Here is a 26,300-nt window from a genome sequence, read left to right on the forward strand (position 1 = left end):
GTTAATTTCCACATGGAAATTAATGACAGCGCAACCATTGGACATTCACCTGTCCCGCTCCTGAACCGGAGCGTTTTTCTTCCAATATCCGCCACGCTATGTATATCGTCAACCTGTTACTTCCCGATTTTTCTTTGATATTGCTGGGAACGGTTTTGTACCGTATTAGCAACTGGGAAAGCGCATTCTGGACCGGGGCGGAAAAGCTGGTGTATTTCCTGCTCTTCCCCGCTTTGCTTTTTTATTCCACTGCCCGCACCCCGCTCAGCTTCGACACCAGCGGCAAGATGCTAGCGGTAGGCATGTGCGCACTGTCCGGCGCCATCATCCTGACCTGGCTGGGCAAGCCATGGATCAAGGCCGCGCCGATGGATTATGAATCCGGCATGCAAACCAGCTACCGCTTCAATTCCTATATGGCGCTGGCTTTGGCGGCGCGGCTGGGCGGCGAGCAGGCCACCGGCATGATGGCCATGCTGATCGGCTTTGGCGTGCCCTTGTGTAACCTGGCGGCGGTGCATGCGCTGGCGCACAAGAGCGGCGGCCTGTTCAAGGAGCTGGCGCGCAATCCGCTGCTCATCGCCACCGCCTGTGGCTTACTGTACAGTTTATGCGGCTTGCCCATGCCGGAAGTCGCCGGCGCTGTGCTGTCGCGGCTGGGCAACGCTGCACTGGCGCTGGGCTTGCTGCTGGTTGGCGCGGGTTTGCGCCTGAGCGGCATCCATCAAGCCAAGGGACTATCGGCGTATTTCCTGATGATCAAACTGATGGCGGTACCCGCCATGGCCTGGCTGCTGGGACAATGGGCAGGCCTGGCGCCAGCGCAGTTGCAGATCGTCGTGCTGTTTTGCGCCCTGCCTACCGCCTCCAGCGCCTATATCCTGGCAGCCCGCATGGGTGGCAACGGTCCTTTGGTAGCAGTCTTGATTTCAGTCGGCACCATGTTGTCAGCCTTGACCTTGCCGTTCTGGCTGTGGATGCTGCAGCACTAAGCGGCTTCAGCACTAGGCCGGACCGACGCCATGCTGCTGCAAGGCCCAAGCCACGTGCTCTCGCACCAGCTCTGACGGATCGTCGCTGCGCGACTGTAGCGCGGCGATGATGTCCGGCGAGCTAACGCCCGCAGCGGCAGTGTTGCCGAGACCAACCGCTATATTGCGCAACCAGCGCTGATGGCCGATGCGGCGGATCGGGCTACCTTCCATGCGGCTGTTGAATTGCTCTTCGGTCCAACTGAACAACTCCACCAGCGTGGCCTGGTCAAGACCGTTACGCACATCGAAATCGCCCAGCGCAGATGGCTGCGCAAATTTGTTCCAAGGACAAAACAGCTGGCAATCGTCGCAGCCGTAAACGCGGTTGCCGATAAGGGGCCGCAGTTCGAGCGGAATGCTGCCTTTGAGTTCGATCGTCAGATAAGAGATGCAACGGCGCGCATCAAGCTTGTAAGGCCCGACTATCGCCTCGGTCGGGCAGACATCGATGCACGCGCTGCATTGCCCGCAATGGGAACTGGTGGCCTGGTCGACCGGCAACGGCAAGTCGGTCAGGATTTCGCCGAGAAAGAAGAATGAGCCGGCTTCGCGATTCAGCAGCAAGGTATGCTTGCCGCGCCAGCCGAGGCCGGCTTTCTGCGCCAGCGCCACCTCCATCACCGGCGCCGAATCGGTAAACACCCGATAGCCGAATTCGCCGATTTCGGCCTTGATGCGGTCCGCCAGTTGCTGCAGCCGCGAACGGATGACCTTGTGATAGTCGCGGCCACGGGCGTATAGCGACACCGTCGCCATGCCCGCAGCCGCAGGATCGAGCCGCGCTTGCTCAAGCGGACGCCATTCACCCGGCGCATCCTGGAAGGCGCGCGGCAGATAATCCATCCGTACTGCAATCGCCCGGATCGTCCCCGGCACCAATTCGGCAGGCCGGGCGCGCTTCATTCCGTGCGCTGCCATATAATCCATCTCACCGTGATAGCCGAGCGCCAGCCACGCCTGGAATCCAGCCTCTTGCTCGGTCAGGTCGACGTCGCTGATACGGATATCGGCAAAACCGAGCTCACGCCCCCAGGCCTTGATAGTGGTGGCGAGCGCCGCCAGATCGGGATCCGGCGCGTTTTGTTGCGAATTTTGCTGCATAAGGTGCTGCTGTGAGACTGCCATGGCCGGTGCGATTCAAAAAGACACGAACGAATTTACTATAGAGGACTATGTAACGAGATGTCGCATTTTACAACCCACCTGCATGATGAAGCCGGCACCAATGCATTGGGTGCTGCCTTGGCCCGCGCCTTGCTGCCCGGCATGGCGATCCATTTACATGGTGATCTCGGCGCCGGCAAGACCGCGCTGACGCGGGCTTTGTTGCATGCCGCCGGTTACCAGGGCCATGTAAAAAGCCCGACTTACACCTTGGTGGAACCTTATTCCATCCAGATAGACAAACACAGCGTCGAAGTAATGCACTTCGACCTGTATCGGATGGCCAGTCCGGATGAATTCCTGGAAGCCGGTTTTCGCGAATATTTCAACCAAAGCACCATCTGTATCGTCGAATGGCCGGAAAAAGCCGCCGCAGCGTTGCCGCCACCCGACATCAACGTATTACTCAGCGTTTCCAGTGTTTCCGACAAGGGACGTGATGTAGAATTGCAGGCGTTATCTGATAAGGGTAGTCAATGTCTCGCTCGACTGAAATTTGCTCCAAACCTCTAAAATCGAAGACCCGCCGCACTGTGCTAAAAGCGGGGGGGACCCTGCTCATTTCGGTGCTGGTGCCAAGCGTGGCTCGGGCCGCACAAATTGTCGCAGTACGGGTCTGGCCGGCGGATGACTACACCCGCGTCACCCTGGAAAACGACTCGGATCTGAAAACCAGCCATTTCGTGGTGCAAAACCCGGATCGCATGGTCGTCGACATCGAAGGCATCGAACTCAACTCAACCCTGAAAGAGCTGGTCGCCAAGATCCAGCCTAACGATCCCTATATCAAGCAAGTCCGCGTCGGCCAGAACCGCCCGGGTGTGGTGCGGCTGGTGTTTGACCTCAAGGAAGAAGTCAAACCCCAGGTATTCACCCTGCCGCCGGTAGCCGGCTACCAGCACCGCTTGGTGTTTGACTTGTATCCGGTCAACCCGCCCGACCCAATCGCAATGATGATCGAAAAAGGCGAATGGCCCTCTTCCACTCCGGGGGAAGTTACGCCACCGGTTGCGCAAACCAAACCCGATCCCAAGCCTGCGCCGACGCTGCAACCACAGCCGCAACCGCAGCCGGATCAATCACAAATCGCCCGCAACGATCCCAAGCCTGAACGCAGCTCGAACCTGACCCGCATGATCACCATCGCGCTGGATCCCGGCCATGGCGGCGAAGATCCGGGCGCGACCGGCAGCGGCGGCAATCATGAAAAACACGTGGTGCTGTCGATCGCCAAACGCCTCAAGGCGCGCATTGAACAACAGCCCAACATGCGGGTCATGCTGACGCGCGATGCCGATTTCTTCGTGCCGCTCGGCGTGCGTGTGCAAAAAGCCCGCAAGGTACAAGCCGACCTGTTCGTCTCCATCCACGCAGATGCGTTTGTGACGCCGTCTGCACGCGGCTCGTCGGTGTTTGCCCTGTCAGAGAAAGGCGCCAGCTCAACCGCAGCGCGCTGGCTCGCCAACAAGGAGAATTCGGCCGACATGATCGGCGGCATCAACATCAAGAGCCATGACCGCCAGCTGGCCAGCGTCTTGCTCGATTTATCGACCACGGCGCAGATCAGCGACAGCATGAAACTGGGCGGCGCGGTATTGGGCGAAATCGGCGGCATCAACAAATTGCACAAGGGTTCAGTGGAACAAGCCGGCTTTGCGGTGCTGAAGGCGCCTGATATTCCGAGCATCCTGATCGAGACAGCCTTCATTTCCAATCCGGAAGAAGAAGCCAAGCTGACCGACAATGCCTATCAGGACCAGATGGCGGATGCGATCCTGAAGGGCATCAAGAAGTACTTTGCCCACAATCCGCCGCTGGCGAGGAATGTCCTCACCTGAGGTGCAAACCAAAAACTCAAGAAAACGTAGCATTAAAACAAGAAGGGCTGGCTGCAAGATATGCAGCCAGCCCTTCTTTTATTCCGCTTTAGAATTACGCCGATCGACTCAGGCGCCGCGCATCTTCTTGTAGAACTTCCACAGACCGCCCAGCGCCACCGGCACGACTGCCGCGCCAACCCCTATCAGCACGATCGTGTTGAGGTGATCACGGATGACAGGAATATTGCCAAAGAAATAGCCGGCGGACACCAGGCCAACCACCCAGGCTAGCGCGCCGATAATATTAAAAAACTGGAATTTGGAAAACGTCATTTCCGACACCCCCGCCACAAACGGCGCGAAAGTGCGCACGATCGGCACGAAACGCGACAGGATAATGGTCTTGCCGCCGTGGTGCTCATAGAACGCATGGGTCTTTTGCAAGGCGTTCTTGTCCAGCCAGCGATAGTCGTGGGTATAGACCTTATGCCCGATCAGGCTGCCGATCCAGTAATTCAGCGTGTTGCCGGTAGTCGCCGCAATGAGCAGCAATGCCATCAGCAGCCAGATATTCATCTCGCCGGTCGCACAAAACGCACCGCCGATGAACAGCAAGGTATCGCCGGGCAGGAACGGGAATACCACCAGGCCTGTTTCGCAAAACACGATCAGGAATAGCACCATGTACACCAACGTGCCGTATTCCCGAATCAGGAACCCCAGGGATTTATCGACATGCAGGATGATGTCGACGAATTGCATAAAGTCCATAAACCTAGATTCCTCAGTTGACCGCTATTTATAATGGAAAGTCTTATGCACACTGACTTTCTTTTGTTGAATAAAGTTCACCAAACCGGGTGAAAATGCTGTCGGCGCGTTGATCGTTTCACACCCGTCTCACCGAGGAATCCAGGCCGATTATTCCTCAGGTAGCGCCGGAATAATACACTACCGAAGACGGCAAAATGACAGATTCGGCAATTGTTTGTCCCGGCAAACGCCATGATGACAGCGAGCATGTGCTTAGGCGCTTTGTCTCTTTGTTGCTTTGTCCCTTTATCACATTGTCTCTTTATACAGCAGCCGGGAGCTGGCAGTCCGGCTTCGGTATAATCGCTGCATGAATGCACCGCTCTCCCCTATCCGCTCCATCCAGCAGCTGCCCGACAACCTGATTTCGCAAATTGCGGCGGGTGAAGTGGTCGAACGCCCGTCCGCCGTAGTCAAGGAATTGCTGGAAAACGCCCTCGACGCCGGCGCCAGCCAGATCACAGTCCGGCTCGAACAAGGCGGCGTCAAGCGCATCGCCATCACCGACAACGGCCGCGGCATCACGCCGGAACAATTGCCGCTGGCGCTAGCGCGTCACGCCACCTCAAAAATCGCTTCATTGCACGATCTGGAAAACGTCGCCACGCTAGGTTTTCGCGGCGAAGCCCTGGCCTCGATCGCATCTGTGTCGCAACTGACCTTGACCTCGCGTACCGCGGATGCCGCACACGCCTCGGAAATCGATGGCAGCACGCTGGCGGTGACCCCATCGTCAGGCGCGCAAGGCACCACCGTCGACGTCCAGGATTTGTATTTCAATACGCCGGCCAGACGCAAATTCCTCAAGTCCGACCAGACCGAGTTCGGCCATTGCGCAGAAGTCGTCAGGCGCATTGCGCTGGCTCGGCCGGATGTATCATTTTCGCTGACCCACAATGGCAAGACCGTCGATCACTGGATCGTCACGGAAATGGCCAAACGCAGCGCCGGCATCCTCGGCAACGAATTCGCCAACGCCCGCCTGGCGCTGGACGAAGCCGCAGGCCCACTGCGCCTGCATGGCTTTGTCGGCCTGCCGACCGCCTCCAAGGCGCGCGCCGATGCGCAATATTTCTACGTCAACGGTCGCTTCGTGCGCGACAAATTGCTGGTGCATGCCGTGCGCGCCGCTTATCAAGACGTGCTGCACGGCGACCGCTACCCTTCCTATGTGTTGGGCCTGGACCTGGATCCCGCGCTGGTCGACGTCAATGTGCATCCCTCGAAAATCGAAGTGCGCTTCCGCGATAGCCGCGCGGTGCACCAGTTCGTGTTTCATGCTGTCAGCCGTGCGCTGGCGCAAACTTCCGCGACCTCTTTCGGCGCCACGCCGGCGCCACTGGCGTCGCCTAGCAGCGCCATGCCCTGGATTCGCGGTTCGCAAGAACATCTGCAAGCGATCCTGCAACCTGGCGCTCAAATGCCGCCTCAAGTGCCGCAGCAGCAAACCTCGTTCGGCCCGAGCGCAAACGGCATCGCGCAAACCACCGCCAATTATGGCGCCTTGTTCACAGACAACCCACGCTCGATGGACGGAAGTACGTCAAGCTACCAAGCGATACCGCAAGCAGCCAGCCAGACCTTGCCCAGCGATGATTTCCCGCTCGGCTTTGCCCTGGCGCAGCTGCATGGTATTTACATCCTGGCGCAAAACACCAAAGGCCTGGTGCTGGTCGACATGCACGCCGCTCACGAGCGCATCCTTTACGAACAACTCAAAGGCGCACTGGATGAAGACGCCATGCAAGTACAGCCGCTGTTGATCCCGGTGACGTTCTTCGCCGATGCGGTGGAAGTTGGCACCGCCGAAGAAAACCAGGAAACCCTGCACGCGCTGGGCTTCGACATCGCCGCCATTTCCCCCACCACGCTAGCGGTGCGCTCAGTACCAGCCTTGCTGAAAAACGCCGATGCGCAAACACTGGCGCGTGACGTATTGCGCGACGTGCGCGAATTCGGCGGCTCGCGGGTACTGGTGGAGCGTCGCAATGAACTGCTCGGCACGCTGGCCTGCCACACCGCAGTGCGCGCCAACCGCATCCTGACGGCGCCGGAAATGAACGCCCTGCTACGCCAGATGGAAGCCACCGAACGCGCAGACCAATGCAACCACGGCCGCCCCACCTGGAGCCAGTTGGCGCTCTCCGACCTGGATAAACTCTTCCTGCGCGGCCAATAGTCGCCGGGAAAACGCGAAAAATCGCAGAAAAAAGCAGCATGCCATCACCCTCAGCAAGTCCCGGACAAAAACCGCTGGTAGTCGCCATCATGGGCCCCACCGCGTCCGGAAAAACCGCATCCGCGCTGGAAATCGCCCGTCACATCCCGTCCGAAATCATCTCGGTCGATTCGGCGCTGGTATACCGCGGCATGGACATCGGCACCGCCAAGCCCAGCCGCGCAGAACTCGACGCCGTGCCGCACCACCTGATCGACATCATGGAGCCGACACAGTCCTATTCGGCCATGCAATTCCGCGACGACACCCTGCGCCTGTTCGCAGACATCCATGCGCGCGGCAAGCAAGTGCTCATGGTTGGCGGCACCATGCTGTATTTCAAAGCCCTGCGCGACGGCCTCGACGCCCTGCCGCAAGCCGATCCGGCGCTACGCGCCAGGCTAGACGTCGAAGCCGCCGTGATCGGCGTACCCGGCATGCACGCCAAACTGGCGCTGCTCGACCCGGTGACCGCAGCACGCCTCAAACCCAACGACAGCCAACGCATCCAGCGCGCCCTGGAAATCATCGAACTGAGCGGCCAGACCATGTCCTCGTTGCTGACCAACCAGCCCGCACCGGAATTGCCCTTCGACACATTGCCAATCGCCCTCGAGCCATCCGACCGCAGCGTATTGCACGGCCGCATCGCCCAGCGCTTCGACCTGATGCTGGATCCCCAAAGCGGCGGCTTAATACAGGAAGTCGAAACCCTGCGCGCCCGCGGCGACCTGCACCTCGGCCTGCCATCGATGCGCTGCGTCGGCTACCGGCAAACCTGGGAATATCTGGATGGCCAGTACGGCTACCAGGATTTACGTGAAAAAGGCATCGCCGCCACTCGCCAGCTAGCCAAACGCCAGCTAACCTGGCTACGCGCCATACCAGACCGGATCGTGATCGACTGCATCGGCGATCATGTCGCCGATACCGTACTGGCGACGGTCACAAACGCCCTGAAACGCCCATAACACGCTTCAGTTGCCATTTTGCAGCACCTGAAGCCTGTTTTTCTTGACAGCATTTGAAGAAATGCGTCATAATTTAGGGCTTCATTGGTGATATAGCTCAGTTGGTTAGAGCACAGCACTCATAATGCTGGGGTCGGTGGTTCAAATCCACCTATCACCACCAGATACACGTCCAAGGAAGTTCTTTGGCGTACAAAAACCCGCTTCTAGCCCAGTGCTGATGCGGGTTTTTTGTTTCTGAACGCTTTACTGCGCCCATTGACTGAATACGCGTTTGGCGCAGCAAGGCCACAATTGCGGGTCTGTGGAATCGACATTTTTGCTATGCTAGCGTCTTTCCACCAGCCAGCAGCATTGCCCTGGCTGGCCCAATTTACGGAGTAGTACATATGGTTTCGTTGCAAGAACAACTTTTGAAAGCTGGCCTGGTCGATAAAAACAAGGTCAAAGTGGCCAACCAGGAAAAAACCAAGCAAAAAAAGATCGAACGCCGTACCGGCGTGCAAAGCGTCGATGAGGTGCGCGTGGCCGCACTCGAAGCGCAACGCAAGAATGCCGAGCGCGCCCGCGAACTCAACGCCCAGCGGGATGCAGCCGCCAACCAAAAGGCGATCATGGCGCAAATTGCCCAGATGGTGCAGAAAAATCGCCAGAGCGCCGGCGCCGGCGACATCGCCTACAATTTCACTCACAACAATAAAATCGAACGGCTGTATGTGTCGGCTGCGGTCCAGGCGCATTTAATCGCCGGACGCCTGGTGATCGTTTGCCTGGGCAGCGCGACTGAGCTGGTCCCCAGGATTATCGCTGACAAAATCTCTGAGCGAGATCCGTCGCTCGTAGTGCGGGTGAACAAGACCGGCGTCGAGATTGATGAGGATGATCCGTATGCAGCCTTCCAGATTCCTGACGACTTGATGTGGTAGGTCAGGCGCAGGAAGATGTGTATTGCTGGAGACAATGCATGAAGAATTTCAAACTGAGAACAGACAGACTTGAATTGCAGCTCTTGTCTTTAGATAGAGTCGATGCAGTTGCCGAATACCACATCAAAAACAGAGAGCATCTGGCCCCGTGGGAGCCGCTGCGCGACGATGATTATTTTGATGTGCAACAGTGTTCGGAACGGATCAAGAATGCGCATGCCAATCACGAACTCGGTACAGCGCTGCATTTCATAGTCAGTGAGATTGGTTCAGACCGGATGATTGGCGCATGCAATTTCACCAATATCGTCAAAGGGCCATTTATGGCATGCAATCTTGGATATTCTTTGGCGCACGACGCACAGGGGAAGGGATATATGCAAGAAGCTCTGCATATGGCGATTCGGCATGTCTTTGAAAGCGTCGGCTTGCATCGGATCATGGCGAATCATTTGCCTGGCAACCTTCGCAGTGAAAAACTACTGCATGGCCTTGGATTTGAAAAGGAAGGCTACGCCAAGTCGTACTTAAGGATCGCAGGAAAGTGGCAGGACCACGTATTAAATTCACTGGTTAACCCTGCGGATAAAATGCCGTAGCTGCGGCTTGCTCGCGCAGCAACTATCCCATCAGGCGATTTGCCGTTCTTCCCTCTCCCTGGCCGACAGCGTGAATATCTCCACGCCGTTTTCGGTGACCGCCACCGTGTGTTCAAACTGCGCGGACAGCGAATGGTCCTTAGTGACGGTGGTCCACTTATCACCCAACACCTTGACCTGATAGCCGCCCGCATTAACCATCGGCTCTATCGTAAAAAACATCCCTGGCTCCAACACGATGCCGGCACCACGCGTGCCCTGGTGCGTTACCTGCGGCGTGTCATGGAATATCTGTCCCACGCCGTGCCCGCAGAAATCCCGTACCGAAGAAAATCCCGCGGCGCGGATGATGCCATCTATTTCGGCGCCTATGTCGCCCAGCGTGTTGCCTGGCTTGACCAGCGCCACGCCTGCCATCATGGAGCGATACGCAACGTCCACCAGCCGGCCGGCGAGGATGGACACCTCGCCCACTTTGAAAGTACGGCTGGTGTCGCCGTGCCAGTTGCCTTCAATCTTCGGTGTAACGTCGACATTGACGATGTCGCCTGTTTTCAGAATCTTGGTAGCGGAAGGAACGCCGTGTGTGACCACATGGTTGACCGAAATGCAGCTGGCATGCTTGTAGCCGTGGTAATCGATGGTGGCCGGTATGCTGCCTGCGGCGCGCATGAACTCTTCGCATAGCCGGTCCAACTCGGCCGTGGAAACGCCAGCCTGCACGTGCGGCGCAATGTAGTCCAACGTGTCGGCGGCAATCCGCCCTGCAATCCGCATGTGTTCAAAATGCTCTGCATCGTGCAGGCGTATCTGTTTTCCGTGTTCTTTCTGGGTCGAATATCGCATCTGTTTTATCTCAATGTAATGATGGGTCGCCCGCATACGCCGCAACCACGGCGTCGTGCGATGCGCGCAAGACATCGTCAATGCACGCGGGAATGTTCAGGTCTTGCAGCAGGTAGGGTTTGATCATGGCGATCGGTGAAGAGAACAACGTAAAGCGCAACACAGCTTCCGCTTCAGCGCCGGTGTCCGCGCTGCCTTGCGGCATATGGGCCAGGCACTGCCTGAAGCACAAATCCAGCGCTTCCTGCTCGGCTTCCAGCGCAGCATTCAGCTCGGCCGAAAGCGGCTCGCTGAATACGGGATAGTCTTCGCATTGCAGCAGAAATTTGGCGTACAAGGGTTTGTCGCGGCACCATTGCAGAAAACCGGCAACGGCGGCCCAGGTATCGCCTTCGGACCAGTGGCAGGCCACGGCGTTGCGGAAATCCGACTTCACGCGCAGCCAGGCACGCGCCAGGATGGCGCCGCGCGATTCAAAGCGGTGGTATACCGATCCCGTCGGCGCGCCGGCCTTGCCGGCAATGGCCGAGATGGAAACGGCAGCCACGCCGCAGTGCGCGACCATTTCGATGGAGGCATCGATAATGCTGTCTTCGGTAAATTTTGCGAGTCTGACCATCCAAATAGAATACGGATTCTATTTGGATTTGTCAAATGACGCCTAATTCCTTGTCTTGTTCGCCGGTGCTATGGCCGTGTGCGCGAAGCGGTCCTGTCTCCACAGCAAATCATCTACAAACGCAGTTTGCTGCTGGCGAGTCGAACCGAGTCCGGATCATGGAAATCACTTACATTCGAACGCATGCAGGTTTGTCTCAAGATCAGGGCGACTTACTTCCTCGCTACACTTTTCATGCAGTATTCAGCCGCTGCCGTCTCTTTTCCTTCGGGCAAGGTATTGAGAGCGGCATCAAACTGCTGCCGTAACGGCGCACTTCCCGGCAGCATCGTGAATGCACCCAGGGTGCTGCTGAATTCCGGATCGAAAAATATCGAGCAACCCAATTCCTTATCCGGCACCGCCGCACAACTGGCGATTTTCGCGATTTCCGACATCGTTTTCTGGTCGATCTGCTTCTTGTTTTTCGATGCTTCCTTAGCCGCCCAGTTCTCGCCAAACGCACTAATCAAACGCGTGTCCAGTTCGTGCGCAATGGCGTTGATGTTGCCTTCGAAAGTACCGGCCGCCGTAGCGCTGCACTGCAAATTTGGCGGCATGACAAGCGCCTCGCCTGCGTAGGAAACGCGCGCAGTAACGCAGAGCAGGCAGAGCAACAAAATTCTTACTTTATTCATTCTTACCCGACGTGTTGTGGGAGCACAGTACCGCACAATAGCTTGCCAGTGGCATCGGCGCATTCTTGTCAATAATCATGTCGCGCCAGGCTTGCGCCATCTTTAACTCGATACTTTGTTCCCCTCGGTTTCAAAGCACAATTCTTTCCGTTACAACGACGAAATCAGCGTCGCACCACAGGCGGTAGGATCGCCATGATAGGCGACCGCCTTGCCATGGTGTTTGCGGGTGCTGTTTACCGGGTGGATGGCGAACTTGCCTTTGCATTGAGGACAGGTCGTCATGTCACCTTCCAGCGCGACGGCTTTTCCCATCGCTGTAAAACTATCGCTGGCGGTGATCACCTCGCCGCCATGCGATGTTTTGTCTCCCAAGCGAATTACGCCGCGTCCGTTTTCGTCTTTCATTTCACATTCCTTTAATCTGCGTTCAGGTAAATCACTTCGCATACAACGCGTTTATTCATGGGAAAAGCCCTACGGAGAATAGACAATATTGACTGTCTTCCTGTGGGACGTAAGCTACGGCATTTACGTCTTCGGCGAAACGTCTTCTGCCCACAGCGAAGCATTGGCTTCGCCATCTTTTTCGCCGCGCCAGTTATCCATTTCTTTTTTAGAGCTATAGGGATAGTCATGCCGTTCTTGCGCCAACGCTGTTTCAGCCCAGCCTACGGGAGTATCGCCACGCGGTTGATTGTAAGCATCATCTGCCGGTATGGCGCTAACTTGCTCTACCGATTTTGGCCAAATCAGACTGCGACAAGTTGCAATCGCCACGATACGGAAACATGCCCATACCAAGGTCAATGGCATCATAACTATTCGGTATGCTGGACTTCCGGTCATACCAAAACCATACATCGCGAACAAAAATGACTCACGCAAACTTTCATGTTCAGTATGAAACAGCATCGGCTTCGGCAATTCTGCCGGACCGCGGTTCATGTACCAGCACCAATAATTCCATTGCGCCAGCAGGATAGTTAAATTACCGAACCAGGCACGGCCAATCGAGAATGCACGAACCACATTGCCATTGTCATCGACCGTGTAGTGCCGAATGTGATAATAGAGTCCGTAATTGGTTCTTTCCTTGTGGATGCAAAAGATGGAATTTTTATCCCAATTTGCTTCCCAGGTGATGTCACCCTCATCTGGCTTGACAAAAAAAACGCCTGCGCCGCACTGTGTATATTTTTTGCTGCTCTCGATTGAAGCGGATAGGGCGACGCTTCAAACCAAAAAATTCGTCGCGACCTGATTTAAAGGCCAAATAGCCAAAACCTAAGACACCAACGACAATAGGAGTGCAAGCCAGAAGAAAAGTAAAACTAATATTGTCAGGAGGGTTCTTGAATATTATTCCAACGAATCTTAAAAGTCCTACTATCACAAATAGTGCTATAAATGTAGCCGCAGCTGTCCATTGGCGTTGCAAATATGGCTGCTCGGTTACATCCATATAAGTCGAATTAATACGGAAAATCGTCCCACCGTCCCAGCAATCTGACCCTACCGGCACGTCAATTGGTAAACGATGCTGTAAATCCCATGCTGGAATTGGTTTGCCATTTTGATTCGGAATTGCGCGTTCATCCATCAACTTCTTTCATCGAGCTCAGCATATATGGCCTGTCAAGGGGTAGGAACGGCATTAACCCCTTGCAGTGTTTTGATCGATAGCATCATTGCTTGCAACCTGTTCAGTGCGGTTTGGATCTTTTACCTCGTTGCGTACGATCGTTACTTCGCCATTACCACGGAATCCTTTGCGGTAACGCCAATATCCTGTTGGCTCGACAAGGCTTTTGGTAAAACCAGCATAGGAATCGTGAATATAGTCGTCGAAAAGGACTGCCAGCGGCTCAGGCGTCGGTGGCGCTTTCTGCGCGATGTCCACTACCGCAGGTGCTTCCTGATCTAGCGAACTTAATTCGGACTGCCGATATTCGTGCTCTTTAAGACTCGCACCGGGAGTGCCTTTGACATAATCGAGAAACCGCCGAGATCGACTCGCATCGCCTTTGAATGCTATCAACTCGGCATCCCTCACTAATTTCTTGTTCGCATCGATCAACAGTTTACGATCTTCTGCATTTGCTTTTTGAACTTGATGAAGCTGCTCGTAGCTTTTACATACTTGCCAACGCCAAGTCAGATAAGGTTGCAACCAATTGTGCATCTGGCGCGGGACCATTGTGGAGGCTGTTAAAAAATTATTGAAGGCTTGTTCCACACGTGGATCTATGATGAACGGATCATGGCCTGAATCGGAGATTGCTAATTTTTTATTCAGAGGAACGCCGGCCGCAAGCGCGCATTCCAGCATGTGATTAAGGGGGATTTGTGCCAGTTTGAGCGCGTCGCTCTCGGCTGGAGTCTTGCCGACCGAAATACCTAGTTCTTCCGGTAGGTAGCCGCCGCCGACATCGCTGTGCGCACCAGGATACGCAAACTCCTGGCAATGCGGCGGCAATATACCGTTCACTCCAAGTTCATCGAGAGGGAAATTCTTGCGTAGCTCGTGCATTGCCACCATGTGCACACAATTTTCCACTGAAGCAGGAATGAGCAAATTCTTTGGTACAGCCCAGCCTTTATGTCCATCGGTGCTATTCGTAATGGCCCCAAATATGCCAGACAATATCCCCGCTGAAGCCACCGTATCCATCAGACCGACAAAGCGTAAACGGACGGTGATGCCCGCCAGTTTACCGTCTGACAGCAGTTGATCTAGCCACTGGCAAAACACACGAGCTTGTGCCGCTCCGCGTGAAAAACCGAATACATCCACGAAGCATTCTTTGATGTCAGGTTTGCCATGCGCTGCAAGTTTTTTCTCTAACAGTTTTGACTGTTTTTCTAGAAAATCTTGCCGACGATAACCTTCAGCTGCATCTGGCATTAACAAACCATATTTTATCCCTAGAGCTTCTAACGGCTTTTGGTCTGATTCAAGTGGTTCACCTGGGCCGTTGCGACATAGAGCTTTAACCTGTGCGGCATTGAATAGTTTCTGATCGTCGTAAGCCCGTTGATGTATTGAATTAAAAATTGCCAATAAGCCAAATATTATGCGGCTCTCACAACCCAAACCAAAGCCATTGCCGAAAGTGCTATGTCCCATTTCTCCAATTTCGATAAAAGGGGTGCCTACACCCGGGACATAAATCCGATAAAGACCATCTGCCGGTTCTTGCGGATAAGCGTCGGACAACCTCACAATATTGCTATGCCCCAGCTTCGGCTTATCTTCGTCACGGTTATTATTTGTGCCGTCGAAAAATAAGCCGACATGCAAATTTTCTTCACATTTTCCAAAATCAAGATGATGCTTAGGGACAACCATCGTAATCCCTTGGGCTGGGGCTTGGCGAGTTGGCGCAACGGCAAAAGTGAGTTCTTCTATCATCTCCAATCCCCATATTTTTTAAGATTTGCTTCTCGTTTCCGCCCTATTTCATCCAATTCTTCCGGTGTAAATAGAGCATCAATAGGCGTGCCGACAGTCGCGATATCTGCCGCATGCGAGTCATTGCGTTGAATTGGGTGGAGTTTGCTAAGAGAACCGGGGGAACTAGAAACTACGCGTACCTTCCCCCCGGCGAAAAAATGGACATACACTTGCTCAGGCGCGTCGTATTTTTCGACCGGAACTCTAGCTTTGTAACGTTCGAAAGTAATACTCTTATAGTTTCCGTGATCCGTCTCTGTGAGATTTTCTTTGCTCCAATCACCCACGGCCCAACGTACCTCGACGGTCAGATCAGGCCGCCATTGATTCGGCAACGCCACGCAGCAGACGGTGCCGCCGCCGCCGCCGCCTCGCCCAACATTGCCACCACCTGCGCCGTTAACATAAAAATCAGAAATATTGAAATCCCTGCCAATGTGCTGAACGCCAGTTAAGCCAACAGGTGTGAAATTGTCCTCACCTGCTCCAGCCTGAAAACTGGCGCATCCGGTAAAAATAAATGCTAATAAGGACATAGCGACTGTATGGAACCAGCTAAGTCGCCCTTTTTTTTGAAATGGCTTCATTAATTTATTCCTAACGATAAGCTTCTGATAATCACAGTATCTCTTCAACATGCCCATCTTCTTTAAGACGCAATATAGGGCGATAAAAAGCATTCGCTTCCAGACTTTCACCGTAGGCAACAATGAGACTGGTGGAGATGCTGGAACATTGCCGCGCATTTTTCATTTCTTTAATAATTTCGGCGCGCCTGCTTTCTATGGCTTGTTCTGAGATCGCATATTTTTTTCTTTCCTCATAAGGCAAGGTGCGATTAAATGCCTTGCCAATTACGAACGCCATCTTGCTGTATTCCAGCATCGACATATTTTTGGCGCTTTTATTAATATCTGGAAATTGTAAATCTCCCCCCATGCCCTTACGATTGGCGTCGTCGATAATTTCCTGAGTTACTTTCAAAAGTAGCGCTTTGTACTCCACATTTAATTGATCTAGTTTCTGAGTTGGATTTCCCAAGACTTCTTTTTCTTCTATCGCTAACGTGTTTTCAAAAAGAGCACCCGATATTACGAGCGCTGCTTGCCAGCTCAAATCCGGATGCTGTTTATGAAACTCCTTTTCAAAATCAGGTTGGGCTCCATCCTCTTTGGCAGAATTTATAAAGCGATATGTTTCTGCGTAACTTCGGATGTCTTGATCCGACAACTCAAGATTTTTTTCGATAGCAATTTTTTTGGTTTCTTGTATCAAAACCTCATTCGGAACCCTATAGACGAGTTTTTTACAAAAGCTCTCAGACGGCACACTGTCGTCTGTTGTCACAGCCATGCTTGACAGTGATGATAGCGTCAGTAGGAGTATTGGGAAAAATTTTGACCAGTTGTGAAATCGCACTAGCTGCTTTCATTACGTTGAATATCAAAGGCGAATTGCCGCTTGCTGTAAATCACGACAAATAGAAGCAGTATTTTTTTGCGCAAGTATATCGGGCAACTCGGGATGCATTAACAGTCCTCCGCGGGTATCAAAAATTGCGCTGGCAAGTGAAAACAACACTCCATTATCGTAGTGACCCGCAGCATGCCAAATACGCCTGGCCTCACTTGCCCATTGGTGCTGCTCTACTGGATTGCCCGATAAGGTTTGACCATAGCGCATACGCTGCACGTTTCCAATCAACTGATCTGCTGCTGCCGATTCCTTCAGGCTTTCAACCTGTTGAGCGGTCAGAATAAATGGCGTAGCTACGGGTGCTTGCTCTTGATCAGCCTGTGGCAATGTGGTCAGTGTCCCATCTCGCTCATGAACGCACCAACGTACAACAGGACCAACGAAGGTTGTCCATTGCGCCGGTGTTAATACGTGCGCCAGCGCCGGCAAGATGCAGCAATCTGCAAAGCGCAATGTAGGTTCTTTACCCGTATCTAGTCTGACGCAAATAAAGTGACGCAGATGCTGCGCCAACTGCTGGTGCGTCAGTACTGTTTCTATAATGGAGACATGCAACTGCGGTTGCCTGGCATTTACCAATGCCATCATCAACTCAAGCTGTCCAGCTCGTTCAGCGGCTTCGATATCGATCACCAGCGGACTAACAGTGGCTGCGTCTTCTCTGTAGATTGGGATCAGCCACGCGGGACGCGCGTCTGACATCATCGACAGAAAAGCTTCTGTGCCACCTAGCATAGCGCTATCGATTAGCAGAAATGAGGAAATTTTAGGAATGGTTTCTGTCATGACGGATTGGCGAATGGGTCATTTCTCTTTGCTGCTTTCAACAGGCAAGGGATGCAAATGTCATGATCCGGCAACTGGCCGGCGAATTGTAATGGCTTGGCTTGCGGCCCCATGGTCTGGTGGTTTGCTGCGTGGACTTCATGACCGCCAGGGGTATATTCCTTGATGCCGTCTTTACTGATGACAATCTCACTGCCGCCACCGTTGAGGCGTATGCCGACTTTGGCTTTAAGATTAATCCAGTCCGTGGTGCTGATGATATCGACCACCTTCTGCGCCAGCAGTTCCATGTCGTCGCTTTGCGCCTGAATCTGTACCTTGCCACTAGCAGCAATCAGCTTAATACCAAGCTTGTGCACAAAGACTGACCACATGTCTTGTACTGCCGCGAAAAACGATTTTCCGGTGGCGATAGACACGTGGCCACCTGTCGTCAATGCAGTATGTTCAGTGCTGGCGATATGAGTGGACGCTGCGGTCGTGGTCTCTATCCCGCTAGGACTCGCCACCACCAGATGGGGCTTCGCCAGTTCGGGAAATTTCCCGTCACCGCCGCCGCTGCCTTTGATTTCGTCGTTTTGCGTTTTGATCGCCTTGGTGACGTCGGTCTGGTCGGCTTCGTTGCCTTGAGCCTGATGTCCTTTCGCCAGTCCAGCCAACTGCTCATGCAGGTCTCTAGATTGCGTCAAGCGCGAGACTGTCTCGCCCATATCGGTGATATGAGACGCGGCCTTGGGCCTGGCCTCGGTGCTTATAAGCATGCCCTTCGATCTCACTACGCCATGACCATCTGACCTCAGCTCAAACCCATTTCCGCGAGCATCCTGGCGGCCTGCATTGTTTTCAATGCGCGTAATGCTGCCTAGCGAAAGCTGGCTATCAAATGCGTCGCTGCGTACCTGCGTCTGTATGGCACCATTGCTATCATCGAACAGGACGTGGCCGGAACGGCCGCCAGGGGTGTTGCCACCCTTTGGCACCAGTTCCCGGCTGCGCATGCCGGACAACGCGCTTTGGGCCGGCAAGGCCCAGGGCGGCATGTTGTTTTGGCTGGTGACCGATCCGGTAATAATGGGGCGGTCGCAATTGCCATCCAGCCATTGCACGATCACCAGTTGGCCGATGCGCGGAATGGCGACGAATCCCTGGTCAGCCCCTGCCCAACCGCTGGACACTCTTATCCACGCTGAACTGTCCTGATCGTTTTTTCCGACACGGTCCCAGTGAAATTGCACCTTTACGCGGCCATAATTATCGACGTGAAGATTCTCGCCGGCAGGGCCAACGACTGTTGCCGTCTGCAAGCCGTAGATGCGTGTTTCTTCGCTGTTGTAGCCGCGCCCAGGATGCCAGGGGATTTTCTTGCGGATGCACACCACAGTGTTGGTATAGGCCGGTGCCGCATCGACGTTTTGCAGGTAATTATTGGTGGCGCTGTGTTCGACGCTGATGACGAGGAATTCGTGATCCTGCTCTTCGCTCCGCTTATCGCTACGTGAGGACCAGTCTTCAGAAAAATGCCCTGTCAGACGGAACGTGCGCCCGGGTTGCAAGAACCGGCAGTTACCGCCGCCATCGAAAGTTTTTGCAACGGCCTCAGGCTCCCCCATCCTCACACGGCTTAGACGATCGCCGTCTTGCATGTTGGAGAAGCCATATGCACCCACGTATTTATATGATTCCACCACCGGCACGGCCCCTTGTTTATTGATCGTGGGGACGCTCACTTCTTGCGGGCGAGAATTTTTGAAATCAAAGCTGGTGAGTGCGACGGTCGATATCGAAAACTGGCGAACCGGGGACCAGTCGGCAATGGCGTCTTCTTCTATCGCGCCGGCATGGCGCTGAAACGGAACATCATGCTTGCCGTCTATGGGCTGGGCATAGGTCGAATCATCCGACAATTTCAGGGTATGTCCCTTGGCATCATGCTCATAGTGATAATGCCAGCCCAAATTTTCCCAGCGGCGATGCAACAGGTTGGCATCGCTTTCTGCGAATTGAAATATTTCGGTGGTCACCGGATCAGTGTGGCGCAGATTGCAATCCCAGACTGCATGCGCACCGTAATCGGCAAACACGTTGGCGCTTAAATCCTGCAAGGACAACTGATGGAAAATATAGTTGTCCTTCCTTGACTTGAGGTAAGCCAGCCATGGCACAAGCCGCGCTTCATAAAATGCAACGCTGCCGTCGGTACGCTTAAACCGGAAGCTCTCGACGTAACCAGTGAAGTAGCGGGAGGTTCCATCTCCGCGAACGAGCTCTGCACAGAGCAGCTTGCCCATCATGGTTTTGAGCGGGATGTTTGCGTCATCGCTTAACAACTCAAGCGTGTAAGAAAAATCCCGGCTTAACGCTTCGCTGGCATCCAGCCGATTGATCAATAACTCAGCCTTCGGGCCGTCCTTATTAATGAACGACAGAAGCAAAATTCTGTTGTGTTGACGACCCTGCGTCAGGCTTTGCAGTGATTTTACGGCGTCAGACATGGGAACCCTTTATTGAGATGCAATATTACCCAGCGGAAATGAGGTGTGATTTTAACAAACAATACTGATTAATTTGCAAGCCCGCATTTGCGCATTGTTGGCAAATCGTGACAAAAACCAGTTTTCGTAGAGCAATAATCCTACACCCATGCAGGCATATGGCATTGCAAACAATTGTGTCTTTAGTCACGAATAAATTGCAAGAATAGCATTGTTTTTATCGATGCAGTATTGCCCCTCCCTATCTCCCACATCCACCGAGTAGGGTAATTAGCAAGATTGACAGATGAGTGGACTGCACCGGCGACGGCTTCCAGGCTTGGTGGCAAATCGCGGCTGGAATCATTACCGGTACCCGGCCTCAATCACCAACTCTGTCCCGCTGACAAACCGGCTCGCATCGGACGCCAGATACAGAATCCCCGCGGCCACATCCGTCGCCGAACCCCGCCCCGTCAGCATCTGCACCTCCGCCAGATCAACCAGCCTCTGCGTCAGGTCCCCTTGCTTGCGCAAAGCCTCCACCAGCGCTGGTGGCCGCGAAAAACCCGGATGAATCGTATTGACACGGATATTGCGCGCCGCATAGCGCATCGCATTCATATTGGCCATCCGCAGCGCCGCCTTCGCCGCATGGTCGGCCGCTTCATGCCGCTCATCCTCTAGCGCACACAAAGACAGCACATTGACGATAGAGCCGCCACCGGCCCGCTCCATCGCCGCGATGACGTGCTTGGTGCAGAGGATGCTGCCGTTGACGTTGGCCGACATGGCCTTCTCCCACTGCGCCAGCGAGAGTCCCTGCGCCGACGGATTGTCGGCATCGATGCCGGCGCTGTTGACCAGGATATCGATACGGCCGAAATGGCCCTCCACCGCCGCCATCACTTGTTGCACTGCTTTGCGGTCGCTGACATCGAGCGACCAGAACCTGGCCCGGCCCTGGGCGCTGCCAAGCAGCCAGGCAACGACCTGACCCTCCTGCTCGCGCACGTCCAGGATTGCCAGCCTGGCGCCGGCGGTGGAGAGCGCGCAGGCGATGTGGAGTGCGATACCGCGCGCGGCGCCGGTGACCAGGGCGACTTTGTTTTTGAGGGAGAAGTAGGCGTTGAGTTGGTTCATGGCGGCATGGTATTTAAAGTGCCTCCCCCACTCCTGATGCATACAAGTTTCCAATCAAGTCCTTTTCACTCCCTTGTAAGCGACATTTTTTGCTTCAAAGAACTAAGATGATCGTAGTTGTTAGCTCAAGTCGCGTATGGAGGTTTCTCAAGTTATATGCTCCCGACGCACTTATGCTGCAGGAGCATCCCCAGCAAACAGCAATTCTTGCAATCCAAACAATACCAATTGGTATTAAATAAAACAACTGTTTGGTACTCCATATTGAGGATGCGAGTCTTGACAATTGCCTTATGCATACACCAACAGAAAAAAGAGGGTTTTCCGAGCGACTACGTGGTGCGCTTGCCCAAGCATCGCCTTCGGTGACGACATCCAGCGAACTGGCAAGACAGTTTTCGTTGCGCTACAAAGAGGGCTCGATTACGCCAGGAGCGGTACGTAAATGGTGGAATGGCGAAGTAATCCCTGCCGAAGACAAACTTGATGTTTTAGCCGCGTGGCTTAAAGTGCCTAAACATTGGCTGCGGCACGGAGATGCTCCAAAAAACAAGAAAGGTGAGCATCCCAACGAAGCGAACAACGCAGAGGAGATAATTCTGTTGCAGCGCTGGCGATCATTGTCAGCCAGTAGGCGCAAGATAGTTTTGGCGCTACTGACTGAATTGGGGAAAGATTCCTAGCGCTAAACAAACTCAATCGTGGAGATCCCTCCATATGGAACGCAGGTTTAGGTCTTGCGATAACACATTCCAAACGCCAGATCTGAGATCCTAACTCTGCCCCCTCCCCGCGAGACTCAAATAGCGCTGCTCTCATCGGCTGGTTCCATGATCTGCTCGCGCGCATACCGCGTTGGCGGCAGTCCGACATGGCGTGTGAACGCGACGCTGAACGTGCTTGCGGAACTGTAGCCCACGCGTTCCACCACTTCGGCGATACCTGTTTCTCTGCGTCGCAACAGGTTCTTCGCCAAAGCCATTCGCCAAGTGAGCAGGTATTCTATCGGGGGGACGCCTACTGCGCGCCTGAATCGTTCGAAGAATGCCGAGCGGGAGAGTGCAGCCTCCTTTGCCAGCTGCGCCACCGTCCATGGTTCGGTCGGCCTTTCGTGCATCCGTCGTATGGCGAGCGCGAGGCGGGGGTCGGCAAGCCCGCGCAAGAGGCCTGGCGACGCTGCCGTTCCCGCCGTGGAGCGCAAGGCTTCGATGAGCAGGACTTCCAGCAGGCGCGCCAGGATCACGTCGCGTGCGGGTCGCAACGCGCGGGATTCATCGCCCACTAGCTGTACGAGAGTGGCTAGCCGCTGCTCGCCGCGCACGAACACCAGTTGCGGGAGGAGCGAAATCAGCAAGGCGGCGTCCGGCGAACCGAAGACGCAGTGTCCTACGAGTAAGCGAACGTCAGGCGGGCCGCTTTGGATACCGAGTCGCAATTCGCCATTGGGCAACAAGACGGCAGGGAGATCGGCGTCTTCGGCTGTCGTCGGCTCGATGCTTGACATCGTGAAACCATGCGCCGACGGGATCAGGACAAAGTCGCCCTCCTGGAGAGTGAACGGCTCGTGTCCGTCGACCGCAAGGCGGCTGGCCCCGTCGAGGATCACGCAGTAGAAGGGTTGCCCGGACCCCATGCGGCGAACGTTCCAGCGACCTGCGCCGCTGACGATTTTCGAGAACGGTGCGCCCGGCTGGAGCAGTGTGACTACCTCTGCAAGCGGATCGACCATATTGACCATTACCGGACTCCCGCAAACGAAACCTGGACTTTGAATTGTAGCAGGTCCGGCTTCGGTCACTTATAGTTTTGGTACCGCAAACAGCCTAGAGGACTCTCCATGAAAACCATCCTGATCACCGGATGCTCGTCCGGCTTCGGCCTTGAGACCGCCAAGTACTTCCTTGATCGCGATTGGAAAGTCGTCGCCACCATGCGCACGCCGCGCGAAGACTTGCTGCCCCGTTCCGAGCATTTGCGCGTACTTGCGCTCGATGTCACCGATCCGCACAGCATTCGTCAGGCTGTGGAGGCTACCGGGCCGATCGACGTACTGGTCAACAACGCGGGGATCGGCTTGCTAGACGCCCTGGAGGGCATCTCGATGGAAACTGCTCGCGAGGTTTTTGAGACCAACACTCTCGGTACGATAGCCGTCACGCAGGCGGTGCTGCCGCAGTTCAGGCAACGCAAGGCAGGCGTCATCGTCAACGTCACCTCGAGCGTGACGTTGAAGCCGCTTCCCCTGCTGGCCGTCTACACCGCGAGCAAGGCGGCGATCAATGCGTTCACCGAATCGCTTGCGCTGGAACTCCAACCCTTCGGCATAAGAGTAAGCCTGGTGCTGCCGGGACGGGCGCCAGATACCCGCTTTGGCGAGAATGCCCAGCCCCGGATGCAAGGCAGCATTCCCGAGGCGTACGCCGACCTTGCACGGCGTGTGTTCGAAGCATGGGGGCAATCGTCGGAGGTCACCCGGGCGCAGGACGTGGCGGAAGCGGTGTGGCGTGCGGCAACCGACCTGTCGTCTCCGGTTCGCATTGCTGCCGGCGCCGATGCTGTGGCGTTGGCTGGATCACGCTGAATCTGCGGGGGCGGGCCGGGTTTGCGACAACACTTTCTACACGCCGGATCTGGGATCGTCACGTTATCCAAGCCAACAAAGATTCAGAAAGCCGATTCAGACAGTCATTAGCGCTTGCTCACAACCAAGGGAGAGGAAAACATAATTCAGGTCCACCTGTTTCATTTGACGAGCGTCACCGGAATGTCGGTCAAATGGATTACCTTGATCGACACATTGCCAACGATCAGGGAGGTAATCGCACCATGCCCGCTGGTGCCCATCACAATTGCGTCGCAACCCTGCGCTTCGGCATAGCTGGTGATGGTCTGTGCAATGGGGCCGGTTTCTACCCGGCTCACGTAATTCACCCCGGCTTCGGCAAGCAAATGCTGGGCCGCCAGCAGTGCTTTGTCGCCGGCAGCCTCCTCAAATGCAAGCAGCTTCTTGCGTGAATAGTAGGCGTGTACTCTAGGGGATTCGCAGGTGTCTTGAACGTTGAGCAAGTGTATTTCGCTTGCGTCATGCTGGCGATACAGTCTGATGACGTGCCGGACCGCGTGCAGTCCGTGTTCTGAGCCGTTGATGGCTACCAGCAGTTTCTTTAGAGATTTGCTGTCGGGCGCGCTCCGATTTTCTGTTACAGGTCTTGAAAAGTCCTGCTTCTGTGCCGCGCGGCCGCTTGGCATAGTACCCAAACCGAGAGATAGGCTGATCATAACGTCTCCATGAATGATGAGCGGTTCATGGCATTACGGTAGCAGTCTCGATGTAAAGATGTTGTAAATTTTTGGTGGGTCGTGCTGCCTGCTTATCCTGCTTTCATCGGCAACAACACCATTTGCTTACCTGCTTCGATTGCAATCCTTGCAATGCGTACGCTGTTTTTGAAGTTAATAACTTTTATTCACGACCACATCTTTTGCATAGATGGAGCGCATTGCTCAATTGCGGCAATGGGTCAATTCAAAGCTCTGCACGCCTTCGTAGGCATGCATCATGCGCGCCAGCTCGGAGACCGACGTGCCTTTCTTGCTGTCGATCGCTACTGCGATGAAATGCCATTTCGCATGCTTTTCCCTGGAACTGATCGTCAGCGAATCGCCGTCGATCTCATAACCGTGCTCGAACGCGACCTTGCGCAGCGCGTCCTCGCGCGGCGTAAAATCCTTTTCAAATTCGACCGAGACGGCAACGCCTGCCCGCGACGGCAGCCAGCGCTCCAGCTTGACCACCCAGATCATGCACAGGGTGCACAGCAGCGTCAGCGATATCGCCGCAATGTAGAAGCCGATGCCGACCAGGATACCGATGGCCGATGCCGCCCAGATCGATGCCGCCGTCGTGAGCCCCCGGATATTCAAGCCCTCTTTCATGATCACGCCAGCGCCCAGGAAGCCGATGCCGGTGACCACGCCCTGCACTACCCGGGTCGGGTCAGGAGTGATGGACAATCCGACATGCCCCCCATACCAGAGACCGGGATAACCAACAAACACTGTAAGCGCCGCTGAGGCCATGCACACCAAGCCGTAAGTACGCATCCCGGCAGCGCGCCCATGGAATGCGCGTTCATAGCCGACCACCATCCCCAGCAACAAGGCACCCGACAAGTTGAAAAATATGAGGATATTTGCGGTAACCACAGGGGCCGACCAATAGACGGCCAATGAATCAAGGGAAAGCATGTTCATGCACTATTCTTTTTTCTTTTGCGTTGATTTTCATATCCCCTGAAAGGGGCGTGGGAAGGTGTTTATCACTACTTTTGTGATTGTAACGCTGGCAATAAGGTTTCACGGCAATGCTGATGAAGGAACACGAAGTCTGGCGATATCTCAACGCGCCATTGAACAGCTCTTGAACAGGCCGACAAACGACTCCATATGCTTCCTGTGACCGTCCCTATTATGAAGGAGCAACCCGCATGAGTCCGCAAGAAACGCAAGTTTTGCAAGATTTCCTGAATCAACTGACGCAGGCAAGAGGCATCGCCAAGGATCCGCAAGCCGATGCATTGATTGCCAGCGCTGTGGCTCAGCAACCCGACGCCGCTTACTTGCTGGTGCAGCGTGCGTTATTGATGGACCAGGCGCTCAACGCAGCAAAAGCGCAAATCGCGACATTGCAAAGCCAGGTGCAGTCGGCACAAGCGCCAGCGCGCGGTTTTCTGGATCCGGCAAATGCTTGGGGGAACAGTGCTGCGCCTGCATCGCGGCCGACAGCCATCGCAGCGCCATATCAGCAAGCATCGATGCAAACTGCCGCTGCCTACCAGCCGCCAATGCAGGCGCCGGCTGCGGCATCGGGATTTTTTGGTGGTGGGATTGGAAATGTGCTGGGGAGTGTCGCCACCACTGCTGCGGGTGTTGCCGGCGGGGCGTTTCTGTTTCAAGGGATAGAGCACTTGATGGGGAACAGCAGCAATCATGGCGCGGGGCTGTTTGGCCAGCAGGCTGCGGCGGCTCCGGTAGAAAATACGACTATCAACAATTACTACGGCGATGATGCATCGTCGGGCGATAGCTCGGATAACCCAGACAGCACCGCCAGTAATGACATTGGCAATGATGATGGAACTCTTGTGTAATCCACCACTCTCGTCCTTACCGTGCCACACAGGTGGGGAAATCAAAAAATCATCCGCTACCGCACGCTGAGCACTACGCGATCACGAACAGCGAATACTAAATCCTTGTTCGAATGGAGGGAATTGCTAG

27 protein-coding genes and 1 tRNA gene are annotated in these 26,300 nt (G+C 54.8%); 11 read left to right on the forward strand and 17 right to left on the reverse strand.

Translation table 11 applies throughout. The features are described 5' to 3' along the window. Positions 1-98 precede the first annotated feature (98 nt). Complete coding sequence (locus LT85_RS20230) at positions 99-992, forward strand: AEC family transporter (protein ID WP_038492544.1); 894 nt, start codon at positions 99-101, stop codon at positions 990-992. A gap of 12 nt (positions 993-1,004) precedes the next feature. Here the strand turns inward: LT85_RS20230 and queG are convergent, their stop codons facing one another. After that, on the reverse strand, positions 1,005-2,135 hold the full coding sequence (gene queG / locus LT85_RS20235; protein WP_038492546.1) for a tRNA epoxyqueuosine(34) reductase QueG: 1,131 nt from the start codon (positions 2,133-2,135) through the stop codon (positions 1,005-1,007). 81 nt (positions 2,136-2,216) lie between these two features. Between queG and tsaE the strand changes: the two genes are divergently transcribed. Both tsaE and LT85_RS20245 read left to right on the forward strand, forming a co-directional pair. Then, positions 2,217-2,711, forward strand: a complete 495-nt coding sequence (gene tsaE, locus LT85_RS20240) for a tRNA (adenosine(37)-N6)-threonylcarbamoyltransferase complex ATPase subunit type 1 TsaE (protein ID WP_038492549.1) — start codon at positions 2,217-2,219, stop codon at positions 2,709-2,711. Next, positions 2,675-4,036: an N-acetylmuramoyl-L-alanine amidase gene (locus LT85_RS20245; protein ID WP_038492552.1), complete on the forward strand. Its 1,362-nt coding sequence runs from the start codon at positions 2,675-2,677 to the stop codon at positions 4,034-4,036. Before tsaE ends, LT85_RS20245 begins: the two co-directional genes overlap by 37 nt. Before the next feature lie 108 nt (positions 4,037-4,144). On the opposite strand, the gene LT85_RS20250 is transcribed toward LT85_RS20245, so the two are convergent. After that, a complete protein-coding gene (locus LT85_RS20250; protein WP_038492554.1) occupies positions 4,145-4,789 on the reverse strand; it encodes a VTT domain-containing protein in 645 nt (214 codons plus the stop codon). Between the two features lie 352 nt (positions 4,790-5,141). On the opposite strand from LT85_RS20250, the gene mutL reads away from it, so the two are divergent. The 5 genes from mutL to LT85_RS20275 all read left to right on the forward strand — a co-directional run bounded on the left by mutL (position 5,142) and on the right by LT85_RS20275 (position 9,545). Then, positions 5,142-7,010 carry a DNA mismatch repair endonuclease MutL gene (mutL, locus tag LT85_RS20255; RefSeq protein ID WP_038492557.1) on the forward strand — a complete coding sequence of 623 codons (1,869 nt, stop codon included), beginning with the start codon at positions 5,142-5,144 and terminating at the stop codon, positions 7,008-7,010. Between the two features lie 38 nt (positions 7,011-7,048). Beyond that, on the forward strand, positions 7,049-8,020 hold the full coding sequence (miaA, locus tag LT85_RS20260; RefSeq protein ID WP_038492560.1) for a tRNA (adenosine(37)-N6)-dimethylallyltransferase MiaA: 972 nt from the start codon (positions 7,049-7,051) through the stop codon (positions 8,018-8,020). An 86-nt stretch (positions 8,021-8,106) separates the two neighbouring features. Continuing rightward, positions 8,107-8,183 (forward strand) — tRNA-Met (locus LT85_RS20265). A gap of 226 nt (positions 8,184-8,409) precedes the next feature. Continuing rightward, positions 8,410-8,946 (forward strand): DUF2058 domain-containing protein, encoded by a 537-nt coding sequence (locus tag LT85_RS20270; protein WP_038492563.1) that lies wholly within the window; start codon positions 8,410-8,412, stop codon positions 8,944-8,946. A gap of 38 nt (positions 8,947-8,984) precedes the next feature. Continuing rightward, complete coding sequence (locus LT85_RS20275) at positions 8,985-9,545, forward strand: GNAT family N-acetyltransferase (protein ID WP_052135345.1); 561 nt, start codon at positions 8,985-8,987, stop codon at positions 9,543-9,545. A 30-nt stretch (positions 9,546-9,575) separates the two neighbouring features. On the opposite strand, the gene map is transcribed toward LT85_RS20275, so the two are convergent. The 12 genes from map to LT85_RS20330 all read right to left on the reverse strand — a co-directional run bounded on the left by map (position 9,576) and on the right by LT85_RS20330 (position 21,020). Continuing rightward, on the reverse strand, positions 9,576-10,391 hold the full coding sequence (gene map, locus LT85_RS20280; RefSeq protein ID WP_038492566.1) for a type I methionyl aminopeptidase: 816 nt from the start codon (positions 10,389-10,391) through the stop codon (positions 9,576-9,578). A 10-nt stretch (positions 10,392-10,401) separates the two neighbouring features. Beyond that, entirely contained in the window at positions 10,402-11,010 is a 609-nt protein-coding gene (locus LT85_RS20285; protein WP_038492569.1) for a TetR/AcrR family transcriptional regulator, read from the reverse strand. Positions 11,011-11,222: 212 nt separating this feature from the next. After that, the gene (locus LT85_RS20290) at positions 11,223-11,609 is read right to left on the reverse strand and encodes a hypothetical protein (RefSeq protein WP_038492572.1); all 387 of its coding nucleotides are present in this window, start codon (positions 11,607-11,609) and stop codon (positions 11,223-11,225) included. Between the two features lie 228 nt (positions 11,610-11,837). Continuing rightward, complete coding sequence (locus LT85_RS20295; protein WP_038492575.1) at positions 11,838-12,095, reverse strand: PAAR domain-containing protein; 258 nt, start codon at positions 12,093-12,095, stop codon at positions 11,838-11,840. Positions 12,096-12,218: 123 nt separating this feature from the next. Further along, positions 12,219-12,902, reverse strand: coding sequence for a DUF6708 domain-containing protein (locus LT85_RS27600; protein WP_367379812.1), 684 nt, complete (start codon positions 12,900-12,902; stop codon positions 12,219-12,221). Continuing rightward, complete coding sequence (locus tag LT85_RS27605) at positions 12,841-13,290, reverse strand: DUF6708 domain-containing protein (RefSeq protein WP_367379783.1); 450 nt, start codon at positions 13,288-13,290, stop codon at positions 12,841-12,843. The genes LT85_RS27600 and LT85_RS27605 overlap by 62 nt, the downstream gene beginning before the upstream one ends. Before the next feature lie 54 nt (positions 13,291-13,344). Continuing rightward, positions 13,345-15,102, reverse strand: a complete 1,758-nt coding sequence (locus LT85_RS20305; RefSeq protein ID WP_038492578.1) for a T6SS phospholipase effector Tle1-like catalytic domain-containing protein — start codon at positions 15,100-15,102, stop codon at positions 13,345-13,347. Further along, the gene (locus tag LT85_RS25615; RefSeq protein WP_216595030.1) at positions 15,099-15,782 is read right to left on the reverse strand and encodes a DUF3304 domain-containing protein; all 684 of its coding nucleotides are present in this window, start codon (positions 15,780-15,782) and stop codon (positions 15,099-15,101) included. The genes LT85_RS20305 and LT85_RS25615 overlap by 4 nt, the downstream gene beginning before the upstream one ends. Next, complete coding sequence (locus LT85_RS26915; RefSeq protein ID WP_172657010.1) at positions 15,763-16,491, reverse strand: hypothetical protein; 729 nt, start codon at positions 16,489-16,491, stop codon at positions 15,763-15,765. The genes LT85_RS25615 and LT85_RS26915 overlap by 20 nt, the downstream gene beginning before the upstream one ends. A gap of 96 nt (positions 16,492-16,587) precedes the next feature. Continuing rightward, positions 16,588-17,406 carry a DUF4123 domain-containing protein gene (locus LT85_RS20320; protein WP_038492589.1) on the reverse strand — a complete coding sequence of 273 codons (819 nt, stop codon included), beginning with the start codon at positions 17,404-17,406 and terminating at the stop codon, positions 16,588-16,590. Next, complete coding sequence (locus LT85_RS20325; protein ID WP_038492593.1) at positions 17,403-19,898, reverse strand: type VI secretion system Vgr family protein; 2,496 nt, start codon at positions 19,896-19,898, stop codon at positions 17,403-17,405. The genes LT85_RS20320 and LT85_RS20325 overlap by 4 nt, the downstream gene beginning before the upstream one ends. Positions 19,899-20,243: 345 nt before the next feature. Continuing rightward, on the reverse strand, positions 20,244-21,020 hold the full coding sequence (locus tag LT85_RS20330; protein ID WP_038492596.1) for an SDR family NAD(P)-dependent oxidoreductase: 777 nt from the start codon (positions 21,018-21,020) through the stop codon (positions 20,244-20,246). 293 nt (positions 21,021-21,313) lie between these two features. Between LT85_RS20330 and LT85_RS20335 the strand changes: the two genes are divergently transcribed. Continuing rightward, positions 21,314-21,703, forward strand: a complete 390-nt coding sequence (locus LT85_RS20335) for a hypothetical protein (RefSeq protein WP_038492599.1) — start codon at positions 21,314-21,316, stop codon at positions 21,701-21,703. Positions 21,704-21,819: 116 nt separating this feature from the next. Here LT85_RS20335 and LT85_RS20340 read toward each other — a convergent pair whose 3' ends face one another. After that, the gene (locus LT85_RS20340) at positions 21,820-22,749 is read right to left on the reverse strand and encodes an AraC family transcriptional regulator (protein ID WP_038496964.1); all 930 of its coding nucleotides are present in this window, start codon (positions 22,747-22,749) and stop codon (positions 21,820-21,822) included. Between the two features lie 108 nt (positions 22,750-22,857). Here LT85_RS20340 and LT85_RS20345 point away from each other — a divergent pair, with 108 nt between their 5' ends. After that, positions 22,858-23,601, forward strand: a complete 744-nt coding sequence (locus tag LT85_RS20345; RefSeq protein ID WP_038492602.1) for an SDR family oxidoreductase — start codon at positions 22,858-22,860, stop codon at positions 23,599-23,601. A 161-nt stretch (positions 23,602-23,762) separates the two neighbouring features. Here LT85_RS20345 and LT85_RS20350 read toward each other — a convergent pair whose 3' ends face one another. Next, entirely contained in the window at positions 23,763-24,299 is a 537-nt protein-coding gene (locus tag LT85_RS20350) for a universal stress protein (RefSeq protein ID WP_052135348.1), read from the reverse strand. 225 nt (positions 24,300-24,524) lie between these two features. Continuing rightward, positions 24,525-25,274, reverse strand: coding sequence for an MgtC/SapB family protein (locus LT85_RS20355; RefSeq protein ID WP_367379784.1), 750 nt, complete (start codon positions 25,272-25,274; stop codon positions 24,525-24,527). Between the two features lie 233 nt (positions 25,275-25,507). Between LT85_RS20355 and LT85_RS20360 the strand changes: the two genes are divergently transcribed. Continuing rightward, positions 25,508-26,170, forward strand: coding sequence for a DUF2076 domain-containing protein (locus tag LT85_RS20360; RefSeq protein ID WP_038492605.1), 663 nt, complete (start codon positions 25,508-25,510; stop codon positions 26,168-26,170). Positions 26,171-26,300 lie beyond the last annotated feature (130 nt).

This window comes from Collimonas arenae (assembly GCF_000786695.1).
GTDB classification, from domain to species: Bacteria; Pseudomonadota; Gammaproteobacteria; order Burkholderiales; family Burkholderiaceae_D; genus Collimonas; species Collimonas arenae_A.